This is a genomic window from Streptococcus oralis, from assembly GCF_026782285.1.
Lineage (GTDB): Bacteria > Bacillota > Bacilli > Lactobacillales > Streptococcaceae > Streptococcus > Streptococcus oralis_CG.
Window position 1 is genome coordinate 1 of the sequence record NZ_JAKUWG010000015.1, and the last position, 15783, is coordinate 15783.

The window sequence follows — 15783 nt, forward strand, 5'->3', positions numbered from 1 at the left end:
CAGGCCTTTACAGAGAAATACTATGAGAATACGAGTCTCCATAGTGATCAAGGATGGCAATACCAACACGATTCTTATCACAGGTTTTTAGAGAGTAAGGGAATCCAAACATCTATGTCACGTAAAGGTAACAGCCCAGACAACGGTATGATGGAATCTTTCTTTGGCATTTTGAAATCGGAAATGTTTTATGGTTATGAGAAGGCGTTTCAGTCGCTTAAGCAATTGGAACAAGCTATTGTGGACTATATTGATTACTACAACAACAAACGAATTAAGGTCAAACTAAAAGGACTTAGCCCTATGCAATACAGAACTAAATCCTTCGCTTAAATTATTTGTCTAACTTTTTGGGGTCAGTACATTTTGAGAGTTATTATCTACATTATTTGCCTTTTTCTTTTGTCAACCAATATGTGATTCCTGCTGATGAAATTGCTGATAAAATAATCGCTAAAATAACCCATACTCTGTTATTATCCACTGAAATTGGCGCTTCATATGTTTCTTTTTTAGTTTCAATTGGATTAGATAAAAAATTCATCACATTTTGATTGGTCGTTCCACCATCACGAATATTCTTCATAACAGTTTTAAAGGACTCTGCGTAGTCTCTATTCCCTTGAATAACTTCTGCTTCATTAGATATCAGATCATTCGTAGTTGAAATAGTCTTATCAACATTATCTTTAATAGTCTGAACTTGACCAACAAATTGAGTAAATTGATCCTTCATAGTCCCAACTGCTTCGTGATTTTGACTAGTTTCTTTTGAACCAGTAGAGGTAGTAGACACTAATGATTCAATTGAACTATATAAGCGTTTTGATGATTCACTATCATTTATTAATATTCCACTATTAGCATCTGAAGCTGTCTCCGTCACTTCCAATTGTTTCGCTTTTGTTTCCTTCCACTTATCGTACTCAGTTGATAAGGTCTTAATCGAACTGTTATACCAATCAGCTAAGTTTGTAATTTGATTTTTGAAATAATCATTCGGTAACTCAGCTTCAGCCAATTCAGGCAATGCCTCGCTTGATTTTTCTAATGACTCCAAAGAATTTTGAATTTGTTCCAACAAAGCTATACCTGATTCTTTAAATTTAGTAACTTGATCTTCTGACAACTGAGTTGCTATATCATCACGACTGATGTTGCCGTACATATGGTAAACAGAATCTGGTGATAAGGCAGAAAAATTAATAGAGGAACTACTTGGACTTCCATAAATTGCTTGAATCATACCAGTTGTACGATCAATTTTGCTTAATTTATCAAAAATATGTTTTAAATCTTTTTTCACTAAAACATCTGACTCTTCTTTATCACTACGATAAATAGTTTTCTTGATAGGAATTGTAGTTTCACCAATGTGTACTTCAAATGAAATTTCATTTTTCCCATAATGTGGTTCTAAAGTATATTCAACCGTCATAGTATAAAGCTTATCATCTGTTATAGTTTGCTCTCCTCCAACTAAGGTAGCATCTCCTGTAACATAAACTTTAGCTTTAGGAGATAAATATTTTGTCCCTTCAGAACTAGTAGAAACTCCGCTAGCCTCAACTACCGTTGATGATTCAGGCGAACTACTTGATGGTTTTGTCACAGATGCCTCGACAGTTTTAGACTCAGATTGGGGTAATCTAACTGTCAATTCCATCGTTTCTGTTACTTTATCGAGCTTATCATTTTCAATCGATAAAAATTCAAAAACAGGTAATCCACTTATAGAAGTAGCCTTCTTATCAAATTTAGTATAATTCTTAAGTAAATCTATTTTTTCATTATATTCTTTAACTTGATCAGCTGTTAGAACATTGAGTTTCTCCAATTTACTAAATAAAGTTTGGTAATCAGTTGGTTCAATACTAATATCTGTTAGATTTGAACGAATTAAAGTTTGATAAGTTTCAGGCAAATGATTTTCAGTAATCAAACTTTTATTAATCTGATCTACAAGTGTTGCTTTAGCATCTGAAGTAAGGTCCGATTTTAAATCAACATCTTCTTTACCAAAGTAAAAGAGTGATATTTTCTTTTTCTCTGCTTCTAATTCTGTCTTGAGATGTCCAAATTCGGATTTTCTATCTTTTATTTTACCTTGATAATCAACAATAACCTTATGATAATCAACTACTAAATCTTCTAGTTTAGCTTGTTCAGATTTTTCCTCAGCTGTACTATTTCCAAATTGATACAATGATTTAAGCATCGAATCATTTAAACCATCTATAATTTTAGAATTTTCTTCATGCTGTTCTTTCAATGTGTTATTGGTTGTTAAGACATTCTTCTCAAATATACCCTTTTGAAAATCAAAATAAGTTTTAACTTCCGTAAGTTGTTTGTCTAAGCCTATCCCTGTATTATTTAAAAGACTAACAACAGAATCAGAAAAAGCCTTTTGAGAATCTTCATAAGACGAATTCATTTTCTGTAGATTTGAAGCCAAGTCCAAAGTGCTTAACATAGACTGACTTGCTTCGTTTGACGGGCCATAGATATATTGAGAAATTTTTGTATGCGTGCCAGATTGTTCATTTACAATATTATCAACATTTCTTTTAGCATCATCTAGGTTGTTGATAACACTCGAAAAATACATTTTTATAACATTTTGGTTAATAGTATTAAGGTACTCGCCTACTCGTAACTCAACATTCTTAGATTTAACTGGATCTAAATTTGATTTCGTTTTATATGTTATCTTTGCTCTATCAGGATTAAAACTTTCCAGTTGAGCTATTTTTTCTGAAAACTGTTGTTCGATATAAACAATTACATCAACCGACCCATTTTCAAATCGATTTTCAGCAACATTACGAGTCATGACAGTCCATTGATTTGTATTCTCTTTTGATAATAAATTTGTGAAATCATTTCCTAGATTATAGGCGTTGCCATTTAATACGCCTCCAGCATCTTCATTTACCAGAGCAATATTCAATTTACGATCGTTAACCTTATTTGTTACAGAAATCTCTTGATTCTTTAAATAAATAAATGTTGCTCCTGAACCAACCAACAAAGTTACAAAAACACTACTACCTATAATTATTTTTTTCATAGCTAACCTCTCTCATTTATCCCTTTATTATACCACGAATACTAGAGTCAGGCAAGGAGGGCTTATAATCTTTATTCTATTAATAAAACTTACCAATTCGTAACTTGCTTATGCACCGACCTATATACTAAATTTTAGGTGTTTCATTTTTTCACCATATAGAAAATCCTAGAATGAAATTCTAGGATTTGTATGTCATTTTTTGAAGTCTTCTATGGTGAAGTGGTCATAGGTGATTTTTGAGACTTCCTCATCATAACGACTCAAAAAGTCTTGAAAACGACGATCGATGTAACCAAAGAATAGAACTTCATCTATATCCTCTTTGTTAAAGAAGATAATGTTTTGATTCATAAGTCCTAGTGGAAGACTGACAGCTCCAAAGTCAAAATAACCTTGCTTGCCGTCCTTTTCAGTAACTGGACAATGATTAACAATCATGACAGGCTCCACACCTTCTCTCACTCGAACAACACTTCCAATCGGTAAAGCAGTACGTTCTGACATCACTTTTCTCCTTCTAAATATTTCTGCGCTTCCTGTACATAGAAAAGCTCTGGATTTTCATGGGCTATGCTTTCAAACAAACTACGAGCACGAGCTTCATCTCCTTTTAATTGAGCGTTGAGGGCTCCGTAATAAGAGAACATGATTCGAGCTAGCTTATTTTCGGGTTCTGTGGTATCGAAGTAGTCATTCACTTCTTTATTGAACACAATATCTTTTATGGCTTGAGTTTGGGCGATTAGTTTAGCTTTCCCATCTTTCGAATCTGGCGCCTTGGACAATTGTTCCTCAAAGAAAGCAATGTCTCGCTCATCTTGAAGATGGATGGAAACTTTTAATAGTTCATAGGTTGATATTAAAAATGTATAGTCTCTTAATCTACCCCAAATTTTTTTCAAATTATACTTGGACATATTTTCCTTGGCAGATTGAAAATCTCCTTTTAGATAAGCTACTTGGCCTTGGATAAATTGGTAATACTCACGATATGTTGCCCTAAAGGGCTTAATAGACTTTTCTGATTGAACCCTGAACATGTCTACATAGAGCTTAAGATTAATAGCATCGTTTAACATTAGATAAATAACTTTGCTAGATATAAATCTTAAATAAAATACAAAGACGAGAGCTAAAAAGTCAATAACTAATAATATGAGTCCCAATATTTTCAAATTACTTTGAAATACTAAAAATACTGCCATCACATCAACAACCAAGACTAAAAATAAGCAAATTAGAATAGCCCTATCAAGTTGTAGAAGAGTGTTTTCTGTCGCCCTACTTACTTTTTTTTCTACTAATTTCATATGTTACTCCCCTCTATTATTAAAGATAGATATGCCAATAAGGATGCTAGTTAATCCTCCTAGTAATTTTGCAGTTAGCACAGCTCCTGCAGCAGCAATAGCTTCAGGGGCAAACGCTACAGCGGCACCTATAGTAATTACTGCACCAAAAGCTATCGCCACCGACTCAACTGGATGCTCTGCGACATAGTCAAATGTCCTTTGGAGATGATCCACTCTTCTCACCCCTGTTTCAGTGGTCGTTTTAACTGTTGCGTAATCTTGTTTAACCTGATTATGTTCCTTCACATAAGTCACGCGGTAGCCATCTTCTGACTTAGTTCCAACCTCAACCGAGCGATTCTTATAGCCAAAGCCAATAGAAAGGTTGGGTGCGAGTCTCCCGTAGCTTGAACTAATTTTGTCTGCTAGACTGAACTCACCCGTTATAGAATAGTCCTTTAGTCCTATCTTCGTCTTATAATTGGCCTTTTCTTCTAGGAAATCCGTACTCAAACCTCCTACGCTATACTCTCCTTCTTGACTTAACTTACCATCTTTATATTTAGTGTTAAAAGTGATGGCACTTTCCCCTTTGAAGTGACCTTTTATCTGGATTTTACTCTTGAGATAGTGCTGACCATCGTCATATACTGTGATCTCCTTCTCAAACGTAACTTCATTCCCTTTCAAGAAATCAATCAGTTCCTGAGGTTTCTTACCGCCATTCCCATGGGAGGCAAGAGAGATCGTACGACCCAAGGTCTGGAGATCCTGTTCACTCATCTGACTCAAGTCAAAGGCCGTTTCTGGATTATAATGTCGAATATAACGGATTAGTTCTTCGTGCAGAGTTTTAGAATTCTCGATCTGTTGATCCCGTAACTTCGTGTCCTTAAAAATTGCAAGGGCTTCCACATTGTGATAAGGGTCTGTCATACCAACAGCTTTGCGAGACCGACTCAAACCACTTGCAATCGTGGAGAGGGTAGTGGTTACACCGTTCCCCAACAGTTCACCATTAAATGATTCCATCCGACTTTCAGTTGTACGAAGAGATTGCAGGGCTTCTTCCTTATGGCTTTTGATATCTGCGGAAGAAGGATTGCTGATGCCAACTATACCTCCAATTGCAGAGTAAGCTATTGTAAGGTCTGGATGGGCAATCAAGTTCAAAATCTCTTGAGTCGGTTGTTCCACAGCTCTTTTTAAACCGGAAAATTCTGACGTATCAATGACAGCAGCAGGACTATGCTCATCAACCAACTCCTGAAAGCGTAACATCAGCCGATCCCACTCATTATATAAACCATTGGCTAAATCACGGTAACTAAATAATAAAGGCAGGTTATAATTACTCAGCTCTGCATTAATCGCATCTTTGGTGGCCGAACGAAAACTTTCAGTGCCAATCAACTCTCGAGTACCTTGAAGCGCTGCTAGAATCTTATCTTCAAATCCACTTTTTGAACGATAAAGTCCCTCGCGCGCTATCAATAATTCAGAATACTTATATTTCATCGGCTAGCCTCCATTTGATAATTGTGAAAAGTATACGAATCCAGATCCTTTGCAAGTAGTTGGCGACGCAGGTTTAAGACATGTTGTTCCTGAATATCATTTTTCTCTAGACCTCTAAAAAGGACGGATGCAATCATGTCATCGGATATAACTAAGGTTTCTTGATTTGGAATCAAACCTTTTGGCCAAAAATATCCTGTGTAATCTAGATAAAACTTGTTTTCAATTGATACCCGTTGCCCTGTAATTAATACATAGACAGGCATTTCTTCAATAAAATCCTCAAGAGCATCTTTGGGTAACTTTTCTCTATTTATTTGAATAACACTACCTAATGGCAGAATTTCTGTATAAATTTTATCAATTAATCCAAGTAAACGCATAAACTCAGATGTGGAAAAAAGCTGAGTTTCCCCAAGACGAGTGATAATAACCTCTCCCTTATTGAAGCGAAAATCAATACTTGCTCCAATTGTTGGATTGTACTCATAACTCATATCACTCTGAGACAAATTTAAAACCAATCTTCTAAATAAATCCGGTCTATAAATAATAGCTTTCGCGATTTGATCGATGAGTGAATTTGGCTTAAAACCAAGATAGGACTCTGTAAAATACTGCGCCCATAACATTTCTTGTGAAATCATCTTATCCTCCTCTAAAACCTGCAGCCCCAGCAGCATCATCAGACATTTTATTCGCTACAGCCCTAGACATGTTTCGTGTCTGATCTATTGAATTGCTTTTAAATGTTTTTATCGAACTGTTTAACTCATCTATCATAGAATTAATTTTAAGGAAAGGTTGTAAGTCATTCTCGCTCAAGGTAGGTTTTGAAAGATCGGATAAAGCATCAATTGATGAAGAATATGAAACAACATCAACAGACCAAATATTATAATCTAATTTTATTTCTCCCATAACTCTCTCCCTTAATCTTCATTTTGACTTTGAAGATAAATATAAGTATTTAGTGATTGACTAGCATAATTCATACCAATTGCTAAATTAGAAGCTTCAGCCGTATAGGTTGAAATCTTTTTATCAATCAAATCAATATTATTCTGAGTATTCTCCAACCATTGGGAAATCGATCCTTTTAGCGTTTCTATTTTATTATTAAAATCATCTCTTCTATTTCCAGCAAAATTAGAAGTAGCTTTTGTCTTTATCAAATCGTATTGAGACAATTGTTCTGAAATTGCGCTTTTCTTACTCTGTATTTTACTCTTATTCTGTTTTAGAATACTTATTTTATTTAATATATCTGCTCTTTCACTAGACATTGTTGAAATCTGTTGTCGTAAAGAGTAAATCTCATAACTGTAATCACGAGACATAGCTATATCTCCTTTGTTTTTTATCAACTTATGTTAAATATTCTATCCATTATCTGTAACCAATCGTAAACGATAACCTATTCTACCCACAAAAAAGTTTGTCTCATCCTCTGCTACAACTGGCTCACTGAAGCTCGTTTGTACTTTTGAAATATTTTGATCTTTGAACCTTGTTCCAACACATCCAGCAGGAACATTGCTCTTTAAGACCTTGTCAACATCTAAGTAGCCTACACTAATAGCTTGTTGTTCTCCCATAAATACAAAATGAATGTGAACTTTTCCGCTATTTCTAACAATCTTTTTAAATACATCCTCGGTTACTTTCATATTTAATAAAGTCCCCAGCATATGCGCTTCTGGGATAAACACGTACATCATTGAAGCCTCTTTACCATTGTGACGGCTTTCAATTTCTCCTTGAATATCGTTAAAGAAACTAGGTATATTATCTCTATCAATAATTTTATCAAATACTTCTGTTTTTTTGTAACTATTGTTGGTATTTAATAATATTTTTTCAATATTTACTAATCTATTCAGACCTGGTATCAAACTATTTTCACAATATTCCAATTGTTGCGGGGTATCATATAAGAATTCAAAATACCCATCTCTGTCGGGAATAAACCCTTGAGGATCCGTTGTTTCTTTATCAAACCCTATTGGTAATTCCCCTCTCGACCACATCTCAAGTACTTTAGGATGATTACTAAAGTGTGTAAGCGTCACTTCATTTGGCAACATTGGGATTGGTTCTGGGCAAACTCCTGTCCAGCTTCTTGCAATCAACTTGACTTCTTCTTCCAAGTTATATAGGCGCTCAATGTCCCCTTCTCCACTTATAGGGAGATAAACCTGAATGGCATAAGGAATATCTTCTTTCAACTGGGCACGACCAAAAATTTCTTGCTGAATTAAAGCATCGCGTCCGATAATTTCCTTAGAAGCTCCTTCATCAACCAGGTAAAAGGCCAAGCGCGAGGTGATATTACTTGACATACTGATTTTAAGGCTATTTGAACGAAGTGCTGTCAAAATCACATAGCATCCAAGACTCGCTCCCTCACGTAGGAGGCGGTTAATCATACTTTCAATAGCTTCTTCTAGCGGTGTATCTTTTATAGTATCAAAGCCGTCAAAAATAGTAAGAATAGCAGGGAGTTTCTCACCCGATTTTTGTTCGTATTGGGAAAGACTTGCTACATTATAGAGGGCAAACTTCTCCTTGCGAATCTTCAACTCTTGGTCAATACGTTTTAAAAACTTAACCAGTTTTTCTTCTTCATCAAACCTTGTCAAATCAACTACATGAGGTAAATCTTTTAGTGGCAAGAGGCCGTTTGTCCCAAAGTCAAATAAATTGATTTGTACTTGCTCTGGAGTATTCAAACGAGCGAGATTTAACACTAGAGTTTGAAGAGCTAGGGATTTCCCAAAACCAGGTGAACCATAGAAAACTGTATGCCCCATTTTTTCCAAATCAAAATGATAATCCTTTTGACGTTGCTCTGTCGGAATATCCATTCGAGCAAAGGGAACGGCCAATACTTTTTCATCGGTCCAGTGAATATCTGTTTGAGGGGATATGATGGCTGTCTCTAGTGGTTCTAACCACGGTTTATCTGGCAGGTTGAGAGGTACAGTCTTGCTCACTCTTGCTATATAGTTTACAACAGCTGAGAGTTCCGTGATTTCTTCCGTCTGATCAGCAGTATAATTTTCATCCTTAGATAGGTCATCAGATAGCAATTCATATTGTCCCAGGTCATTAATCAACCAGATTCGTTCATCAACAACTTCTTGAACTCCCTCTATTTGCGGGGCATAATATGCACCACTCCAAGCAGACTGGAACAACTCATAGATTTCGTTATTTCCTACTTGTAAGTAGGCACGCCCTGGTTCAGTAATACTCGCTGCATCTGGTGTTTTGATAATTTCATTTGAATCAGACTCATCTGACACTTTCAAAGCTAGTTTGAAACGAGAGTTTGACCATATTTGATCATTCACGACACCTGATGGCTTTTGTGTAGCAAGAATTAGATGGACCCCAAGCGAACGTCCGATACGGGCTGTCGAAACCAGCTCTGTCATAAATTCTGGTTCATGTTCTTTCAATTCAGCAAACTCATCACTAATCAGGAACAGATGAGGTAATGGTTTGTCTGGATAGCCTGATTTGTCAGTAGATTTTTGCCCTTCCTTATATAATTTAGTGTATCCATTAATATGGTTGACACCAAATTGATTAAATAGTCGTTGGCGTTTTTGTAACTCTGCTTTGATAGAAGCTAAGGCACGCGCACTAGCCGCGCCATCTAAGTTAGTAATAGACCCAAGCATATGTGGTAGATCTTTGAAAAGATTCGCCATCCCACCACCCTTGAAGTCAATCGTAAGAAATCCAACATCCTCTGGACTAAAATTTACAGCCATGGATAATATATACGACTGAAGAATCTCCGATTTACCTGAACCAGTAGTTCCTGCTACAAGACCATGCGGTCCATGTGCACGTTCATGTAAGTTGAGTTCCACCTGGTCATCTTTCCCACGCAATCCTAATGGCACTGCTAACGTTTTAAAAGTATCTGCTTTGGACCATCTAGTCGCAACCTGTAACTCTTCAACTTCTCTGACTTGATAGAGTTCCAAAAAAGTAACGGATTTTGGAATCGTATTCTTCTCTACTTCCATGTGTTTTAGATTTGCTAAAGTACGGATAGAAGCTTCATAGCAATCCAACAGTGGGTAGGGAATAAAGGTTTGTGCACTATAGGATCCTTCATCATTAATGATTTGACCTAGATTTTGATTCTTATATTCAATCAGAGTTGTGATAGTTTCTGGCAAAAGACGACGCGCCTCTTTCACCCAAATAACAGTCACACCTAACTCTGTCAAATCCTTGGCTAGATACTCATTCAAACTATGGCCAAGTAAATGGGAGTCATCCATAATCGTTAAGACATAATGAGGTTTAAAGCGCGCATCTTTTTCCCCCATTTCACGTTTGATTTGAGAACGTTTTTGAATGATACGATAAAACGAATTTAGAACAGCATCACGACTTCTGGCATCATGGACAAAACCACGAATATTTCGCTCCTGCATATTAAAATGTGGGAGAAAGCGCCACTCAGACCAATCCTTCTCATATCTCAGTTCTTGAACAAGATTGATAAAATTAACATCTAAGTAGCTATGGAACATTGCCATCTGTAAAAGCATATTATACACAGCTGTCCTAGTTACTTCACTGTTTCCTACAAGACCAACTGTCGCTTCAAAAATATTAACAGTAATTGGAACCTTCTTTTGCAAACTGTAGTCTTGCAAGACTGTTCGAGCAAATTGCGATATTTCATCTTTACTTTGCTCATCAAAATTTGTTTGTAACTCTAGCCGGCTTAACTTATCTCCTAATCCTAAAGACACCTGTAAGAAATCTTCATTATAGTCCATCCGCTCATAAATTCTAGAATCATACTTTGCAATCAGTTCAGTAATGGTCGACATTGACGGTTGATTGTAATGTAAAATCTTAGTTTCTTCTTTGTAGTAGCTTTCTAAGTCGGATACCTGTTTTAATAAATATGCTTCGTAGTCTTGAATACGAGTTTTTTCCTGCTCTTTGGTATCCTTTCTCTCCTCAAAATACTGACTCATAGTTGTCGCTGCAGTCAGGAGACTAAAACCACCCATCCCTAGCATCATTACAGGATTCCCTTTCGTCCAAATTGAACTAAATGCAGTTAAAGTAAACATCCCTAAAGCTGGAACAATTGCTCGAATGAGCGAGTTTTTAGGTGGTTTTATCGGCTGTGGAGGTTGATTGATAATGATTTTCCCACTATGGATAATCGGGTTAACTCTTGGACTCCTTCTATACTCTGGAAAATCCAACGGATATTCATTATTTTTTTCTTGTATCAGAATTTGACTCTTATTCAATTGTGGTTCTTCAAAAAGACATCCAATCTTCCACTGGTTCTTTCTTTTTTCTATAAAATAGTTAGAAACCTTCATTCGGTTTCCCACTTCAAACGGATAAAGCCCTTCCTCTTTGATAAGACGGTTATTTAGATAAGCCGGAGATTCCCCAAGTGTAACCTGTACTTGATTATTTGAGAAAAAAAGTTGGTTTGAAATTGACCAACTAATGTCAGCTGATTCTTTCTTGCTACAAATAAATCGTTGTGGCGGAAAAATATAAGTGACAAAAATATCCTCTTCAGGAACCAATAAGGTTACAGTTTCTTTATCAAAGGTAGATTTTCCTCTTTCTAATTCCTTACCATTTCGATAGACTCTTCTGCCTTCTACTGTATACTCGTTAGTACCTACTCTTACCTCTTGTCCTTCAAACAAATCAATTTTTTCCAATTTTTCTTGTTCAATCAACAAGGTATAAATAGGTTTATGAAGTTCTCCTAATTGGTCTCCCAGTTGATGATCATATTCTAGCTTTTTTGCCTTCATTTATCGCTCACTCTTTTCTTTTGTTTGGTTGTCCTTAGGAGTTGTTGTCTCAGTAGATGCTTTTGTGTCACTACTATTTGTAGTCGCTTCTCCAATCTCAGCAGAAAGTTCTTTTATTTTCTTTTCATATTCTTCAAGTTTCTTTTGTTTTTCAGAACCGTTCATATTGATATCTGCTTTAACTGATTCATATAGATTTGTATAAGCGTGTAAAATCAATTGTGTGTCCCCGATATTTTGTGCCACATCTAGAGCTTTTTCAAATTTTCCACGTCCAAGATAAATCCAATAATAGAAAATTGTATCATCTGTTGATTCTGTAATCGTATTTAAAATAACTTCCTTTTGCTTATCGCTCAAACTATCTAAACGGACATAGCTTGCTGCTAAGATATACTTAGCTTCTTTTGGCAATGATTCTGCACCATAATTTTTTAATGATTCAACTGTTTCAGAATAGTCTTTTCGCATGAAATTTGATTGGGCCATAATGACTGATGATTTTAGGGGGCCGTCTTTAAACATAGACTTATACGTTGCAAAACTTAAAATGACTGTGGTTGTAGCAAGCAAGGCTCCCCCTATTAACAAAGCCTTCCATTTTTTCTTGTTCACCAACAAATTAGCTTTTGAACTCTCTTCTGATAATTTTGCATACTTTTCTGCAATATATTTATTAACATCAGCTACACTCCCTAAGGGAATAATATCCTGTGCTACCTTTTCCTTTATTGCATCAATCCCATGGATGACTAAGTCAAAATCTACCTTAGGTAGTAAAATAGAAATCATTAAAGCTTTATAAGACTCTAAATAGAATTCCGAACTATACTGCTGTGGTGCAAGTAATTTTTCGATTCCATAATGTAACATTTGTACATTACTGCCAAAAACAATGATGTTCTCAGGATGGATATATGGAATTTTATAATCATTTTCAGAATGAACTAATGCCGACATGTTTTGTGCCAAACTAAAACGCTCAAGCTCCGTACTTCTATTTAAAATTTCTTCCTTAACTGTTTTAAAATACTCGGGAATAATATAATTCAAAGAAAGAACTCCATCTTTTTGAACTATTTCTACTGGACAGTATTCTTTAATCAATTCAAGTTGTTCTCTATGATAACCTGATGAAGAAATTTGAACTGATATTTGGTTGTCTTCTCTCACAAATTGTAGTTGATCTGCTTCAAACATTTTTTTCTCCTATGATACATCTTCAATCTCTATATAATCCCCATCACTAACTGGATAAGCAGCCAAGATGTCCGTTGTCTCGATATGAATTTGTTTATTTCTAACTTTGAAACAAAACGAACTATTTAGAGGTAAATTCAACTGTTCTCTAACTTTGGTATCTTTTAATAATTCCTCTAATCTTAACCAAGTAAGAGCTTTTGAAACTCGAATATCTATTTGTTTTGCTCTATACTCTAGAGTTAGCTTTATTTTTCCGTAATCCATGCCATTTCCTTCCTAGATAGACTCCCAACAAAACCATAAACAGCAAGAAAACACTTGTAAATACACTTCCCATCCAATCCTTAAAAATTGAATAGTCACTTTGTTTAAAAGAGGGTTTCTCCTCTACAGTGTATTGATTAAACAATGATGTTTTAACGACAGTAGTTTCTAAACGATAAATAGAATGTTTTTCACTATCGGTAAATATAGTCTGCTCTGCCCCCTGTAAAAGTTCTTTTGTTGTTTGAGTTCTCTGGTCCACAACCTTTTGGGTACGATTTAAAAATAAATTTGGAGCATATTTGGATTCTATCCTATTTTTGACCGTGTCCTGTGTACTATTTGTAATGATATCTGTATCAAGTTTTAAGCTACCATCGTCTGCATAAACTAGCACAGGAAATACGATACAAAGAATTAATAGATATTTTTTAATTTTCTTCATCATGGTATAAAAATAAGCGTCAAGTTTCCCTGACGCTCCTCAAAATCAACTACAAACCAAAGCTTTGTGCATCTTGTTGGTCACGTTCAGCTACTGTTTGAGCATAGTTGTTCAATTGTTGGTTGATGCTCACTAGAAGCTCCTCGAATTTTTGAACATGTGTATACAACTGGTTGTATTGCTCAAGGTAAGCATTAAATGCTTGTCCTTTCCATTGTGATGCCATTTCTCCATTTGTTCGATTAACGGTTTGTACCGCTTGTTCAATTTGATCTTTAGCACTAAGATAAATTGCCGCCTGAGATTGTAACTGTTCTGGAGTTAAACTAATTGCTGACATAAGGATTCTCCTTTTAAATTTTTTCCTACTTTAGTTTATCATATATTTTAGTGTCTGTCTATCAGTTACACACTCGTAATACAAATTTGTACAAAAAAAGTATCTGCAAAAACATTTAGATAGAAAGAAACCTGTATTCAAAGTTTTCATACGCCCTAAAATGTCAAATCAAGTGCACATTTTCCTCATAGAAAACTTCATATTCTCATTTCATAGTATGTTGAATTAAAGTATCAATTATGATTTTCTTATTACTATAAGAAGAAACTAAAATAATTCTGTTATATTTTATCTGAATCATGTGTAATTACGGCCTGTTTTTCAGTATATAATTACTTCTTTAAGATAAGAATATTCTATGGCCAAATTTTGTCTAATTAATTTAGAAATCATTAACAAGAGGGATATTATGGCTGAAAGAATAATACATCAAGCTGATCTTCGAGCTATCGAGAACAACTTGCGCTCTATCCATGAAGGATTGCGAACAATTGGTTTTCATACTTAAGTTTTGTCCCAGCTTTATCCTTTTGATATTCCTTTTGAAGCTCATGAAGTTCTAGTCTCTCATGATTGTAAATACAGTATTGAAATTTGTTTTTTGCAAACATAATAATCCTTTCTAGTTATCAACAATTAAATCTTGTTTAAAAAATCTGAAATGTGTAGTTATCTAAAACCAACATCTAATTTTCTTAAACAACACAAAAACGCTCTAGACAATATGAACTGCACCCCAAAAGTTAGACAGAAAAAATCTAACTTTTGGGGTGTTTTTATTATGAAATTGAGTTATGAAGATAAAGTTCAGATCTATGAACTTAGAAAACAAGGATATAGCTTAGAGAAGCTTTCAAATAAATTTGGGATAAACAATTCTAATCTTAGATACATGATTAAATTGATTGATCGTTACGGAATAGAGTTCGTCAAAAAAGGAAAAATCGTTACTATTCTCCTGATTTAAAACAAGAAATGATTAATAAAGTCTTACATGAAGGCTGGACTAAAGATAGAGTTTCTCTTGAATACGGTCTCCCAAGTCGTACGATACTTCTTAACTGGCTAGCAAAATACAAGAAAAACGCGTATACTACTGTTGAGAAAACAAGAGGGAGAGTACCTAAAATGGGACGTAAACGGAAGAAAACTTGGGAAGAAATGACAGAACTAGAGCGACTCCAAGAGGAGAATGAACGCTTACGGACTGAGGTGGCTTACCTAAAAAAGTTAAAAGAGTTAGAGGAAAGGGACGAAGCCTTAGAGCGAGAAAAGCAGAGACAGTTAGAGAAATGGCTTCAGGAGGATTTCGACTAGATTTACTTCTTGAAGTGGCTCGTTTACCTCGCTCAACTTACTATTATCAATTGAGACAGCTGGATCAACCAGATAAGGATAAAGAGCTAAAGGATGAAATTCAAGCCATTTATAATGACTATAAAGGAAATTATGGCTATCGTAGAATTACTCTTGAACTAAGAAATCGTGGTTTTACAGTGAATCATAAGAAAGTTCAACGTCTGATGAAGGTCCTTGGTTTAAGTGCTCGAATTCGTCGGAAACGGAAGTATTCTTCCTACCAAGGAGAGATTGGCAATAAAGCAGAGAATCTTATTCAGCGCCAATTTGAAGCAGCCAAACCAATGGAAAAGTGCTATACGGATGTGACTGAGTTTGTCATTCCAGCAAGTACTCAAAAGCTTTACTTATCACCAGTTTTAGATGGCTTTAACAGCGAAATTATTGCTTTTAATCTTTCTTGTTCGCCTAATACAAACGATGTTAGAACAGGCCTTTACAGAGAAATACTATGAGAA

13 protein-coding genes and 1 pseudogene are annotated in these 15783 nt (G+C 35.3%); 2 read left to right on the forward strand and 12 right to left on the reverse strand.

From position 1 onward, the window contains the following. A partial coding sequence (locus MK403_RS09345) for an IS3 family transposase (protein WP_268709669.1) occupies window positions 1-333 on the forward strand: 333 nt, incomplete at its 5' end. A 52-nt stretch (window positions 334-385) separates the two neighbouring features. Here the strand turns inward: MK403_RS09345 and esaA are convergent. The 12 genes from esaA to MK403_RS09405 form a co-directional block, all read right to left on the reverse strand. Continuing rightward, window positions 386-3073, reverse strand: a complete 2688-nt coding sequence (esaA, locus tag MK403_RS09350) for a type VII secretion protein EsaA (protein ID WP_268709670.1) — start codon at window positions 3071-3073, stop codon at window positions 386-388. A 195-nt stretch (window positions 3074-3268) separates the two neighbouring features. Beyond that, entirely contained in the window at window positions 3269-3580 is a 312-nt protein-coding gene (locus MK403_RS09355) for a DUF4176 domain-containing protein (protein ID WP_268709671.1), read from the reverse strand. Then, entirely contained in the window at window positions 3580-4386 is an 807-nt protein-coding gene (locus tag MK403_RS09360) for a hypothetical protein (RefSeq protein WP_268709672.1), read from the reverse strand. Before MK403_RS09360 ends, MK403_RS09355 begins: the two co-directional genes overlap by 1 nt. Before the next feature lie 3 nt (window positions 4387-4389). Then, on the reverse strand, window positions 4390-5862 hold the full coding sequence (locus MK403_RS09365) for a hypothetical protein (RefSeq protein ID WP_268709673.1): 1473 nt from the start codon (window positions 5860-5862) through the stop codon (window positions 4390-4392). A gap of 20 nt (window positions 5863-5882) precedes the next feature. Further along, entirely contained in the window at window positions 5883-6533 is a 651-nt protein-coding gene (locus tag MK403_RS09370; RefSeq protein ID WP_268709674.1) for a DUF4176 domain-containing protein, read from the reverse strand. Window position 6534: 1 nt separating this feature from the next. Further along, window positions 6535-6807, reverse strand: coding sequence for a hypothetical protein (locus MK403_RS09375; RefSeq protein WP_268700857.1), 273 nt, complete (start codon window positions 6805-6807; stop codon window positions 6535-6537). An 11-nt stretch (window positions 6808-6818) separates the two neighbouring features. Beyond that, complete coding sequence (locus tag MK403_RS09380; RefSeq protein WP_268709675.1) at window positions 6819-7226, reverse strand: YwqH-like family protein; 408 nt, start codon at window positions 7224-7226, stop codon at window positions 6819-6821. Between the two features lie 42 nt (window positions 7227-7268). Next, on the reverse strand, window positions 7269-11714 hold the full coding sequence (gene essC / locus MK403_RS09385; protein ID WP_268709676.1) for a type VII secretion protein EssC: 4446 nt from the start codon (window positions 11712-11714) through the stop codon (window positions 7269-7271). After that, window positions 11715-12914, reverse strand: coding sequence for a type VII secretion protein EssB (gene essB / locus MK403_RS09390; RefSeq protein WP_000460976.1), 1200 nt, complete (start codon window positions 12912-12914; stop codon window positions 11715-11717). Window positions 12915-12923: 9 nt separating this feature from the next. After that, window positions 12924-13181 (reverse strand): hypothetical protein, encoded by a 258-nt coding sequence (locus MK403_RS09395; protein WP_009013811.1) that lies wholly within the window; start codon window positions 13179-13181, stop codon window positions 12924-12926. After that, window positions 13144-13626 carry a type VII secretion protein EssA gene (locus tag MK403_RS09400; protein WP_223327448.1) on the reverse strand — a complete coding sequence of 161 codons (483 nt, stop codon included), beginning with the start codon at window positions 13624-13626 and terminating at the stop codon, window positions 13144-13146. Before MK403_RS09400 ends, MK403_RS09395 begins: the two co-directional genes overlap by 38 nt. Window positions 13627-13675: 49 nt before the next feature. Continuing rightward, window positions 13676-13966, reverse strand: a complete 291-nt coding sequence (locus MK403_RS09405) for a WXG100 family type VII secretion target (RefSeq protein ID WP_038804232.1) — start codon at window positions 13964-13966, stop codon at window positions 13676-13678. A 781-nt stretch (window positions 13967-14747) separates the two neighbouring features. On the opposite strand from MK403_RS09405, the pseudogene MK403_RS09410 reads away from it, so the two are divergent. Further along, window positions 14748-15783, forward strand: a pseudogene (locus MK403_RS09410) (IS3 family transposase); the annotation flags it as partial.

What these genes read in the sequence shown, in the direction of transcription:
- esaA (WP_268709670.1), bottom strand. Translation starts at nt 3,073, where the DNA reads ATGAAAAAAATAATTATAGGTAGTAGTGTTTTTGTAACTTTGTTGGTT.
- MK403_RS09355 (WP_268709671.1), bottom strand. Translation starts at nt 3,580, where the DNA reads ATGTCAGAACGTACTGCTTTACCGATTGGAAGTGTTGTTCGAGTGAGA.
- MK403_RS09360 (WP_268709672.1), bottom strand. Translation starts at nt 4,386, where the DNA reads ATGAAATTAGTAGAAAAAAAAGTAAGTAGGGCGACAGAAAACACTCTT.
- MK403_RS09370 (WP_268709674.1), bottom strand. Translation starts at nt 6,533, where the DNA reads ATGATTTCACAAGAAATGTTATGGGCGCAGTATTTTACAGAGTCCTAT.
- MK403_RS09375 (WP_268700857.1), bottom strand. Translation starts at nt 6,807, where the DNA reads ATGGGAGAAATAAAATTAGATTATAATATTTGGTCTGTTGATGTTGTT.
- MK403_RS09380 (WP_268709675.1), bottom strand. Translation starts at nt 7,226, where the DNA reads ATGTCTCGTGATTACAGTTATGAGATTTACTCTTTACGACAACAGATT.
- essC (WP_268709676.1), bottom strand. Translation starts at nt 11,714, where the DNA reads ATGAAGGCAAAAAAGCTAGAATATGATCATCAACTGGGAGACCAATTA.
- essB (WP_000460976.1), bottom strand. Translation starts at nt 12,914, where the DNA reads ATGTTTGAAGCAGATCAACTACAATTTGTGAGAGAAGACAACCAAATA.
- MK403_RS09395 (WP_009013811.1), bottom strand. Translation starts at nt 13,181, where the DNA reads ATGGATTACGGAAAAATAAAGCTAACTCTAGAGTATAGAGCAAAACAA.
- MK403_RS09400 (WP_223327448.1), bottom strand. Translation starts at nt 13,626, where the DNA reads ATGAAGAAAATTAAAAAATATCTATTAATTCTTTGTATCGTATTTCCT.
- MK403_RS09405 (WP_038804232.1), bottom strand. Translation starts at nt 13,966, where the DNA reads ATGTCAGCAATTAGTTTAACTCCAGAACAGTTACAATCTCAGGCGGCA.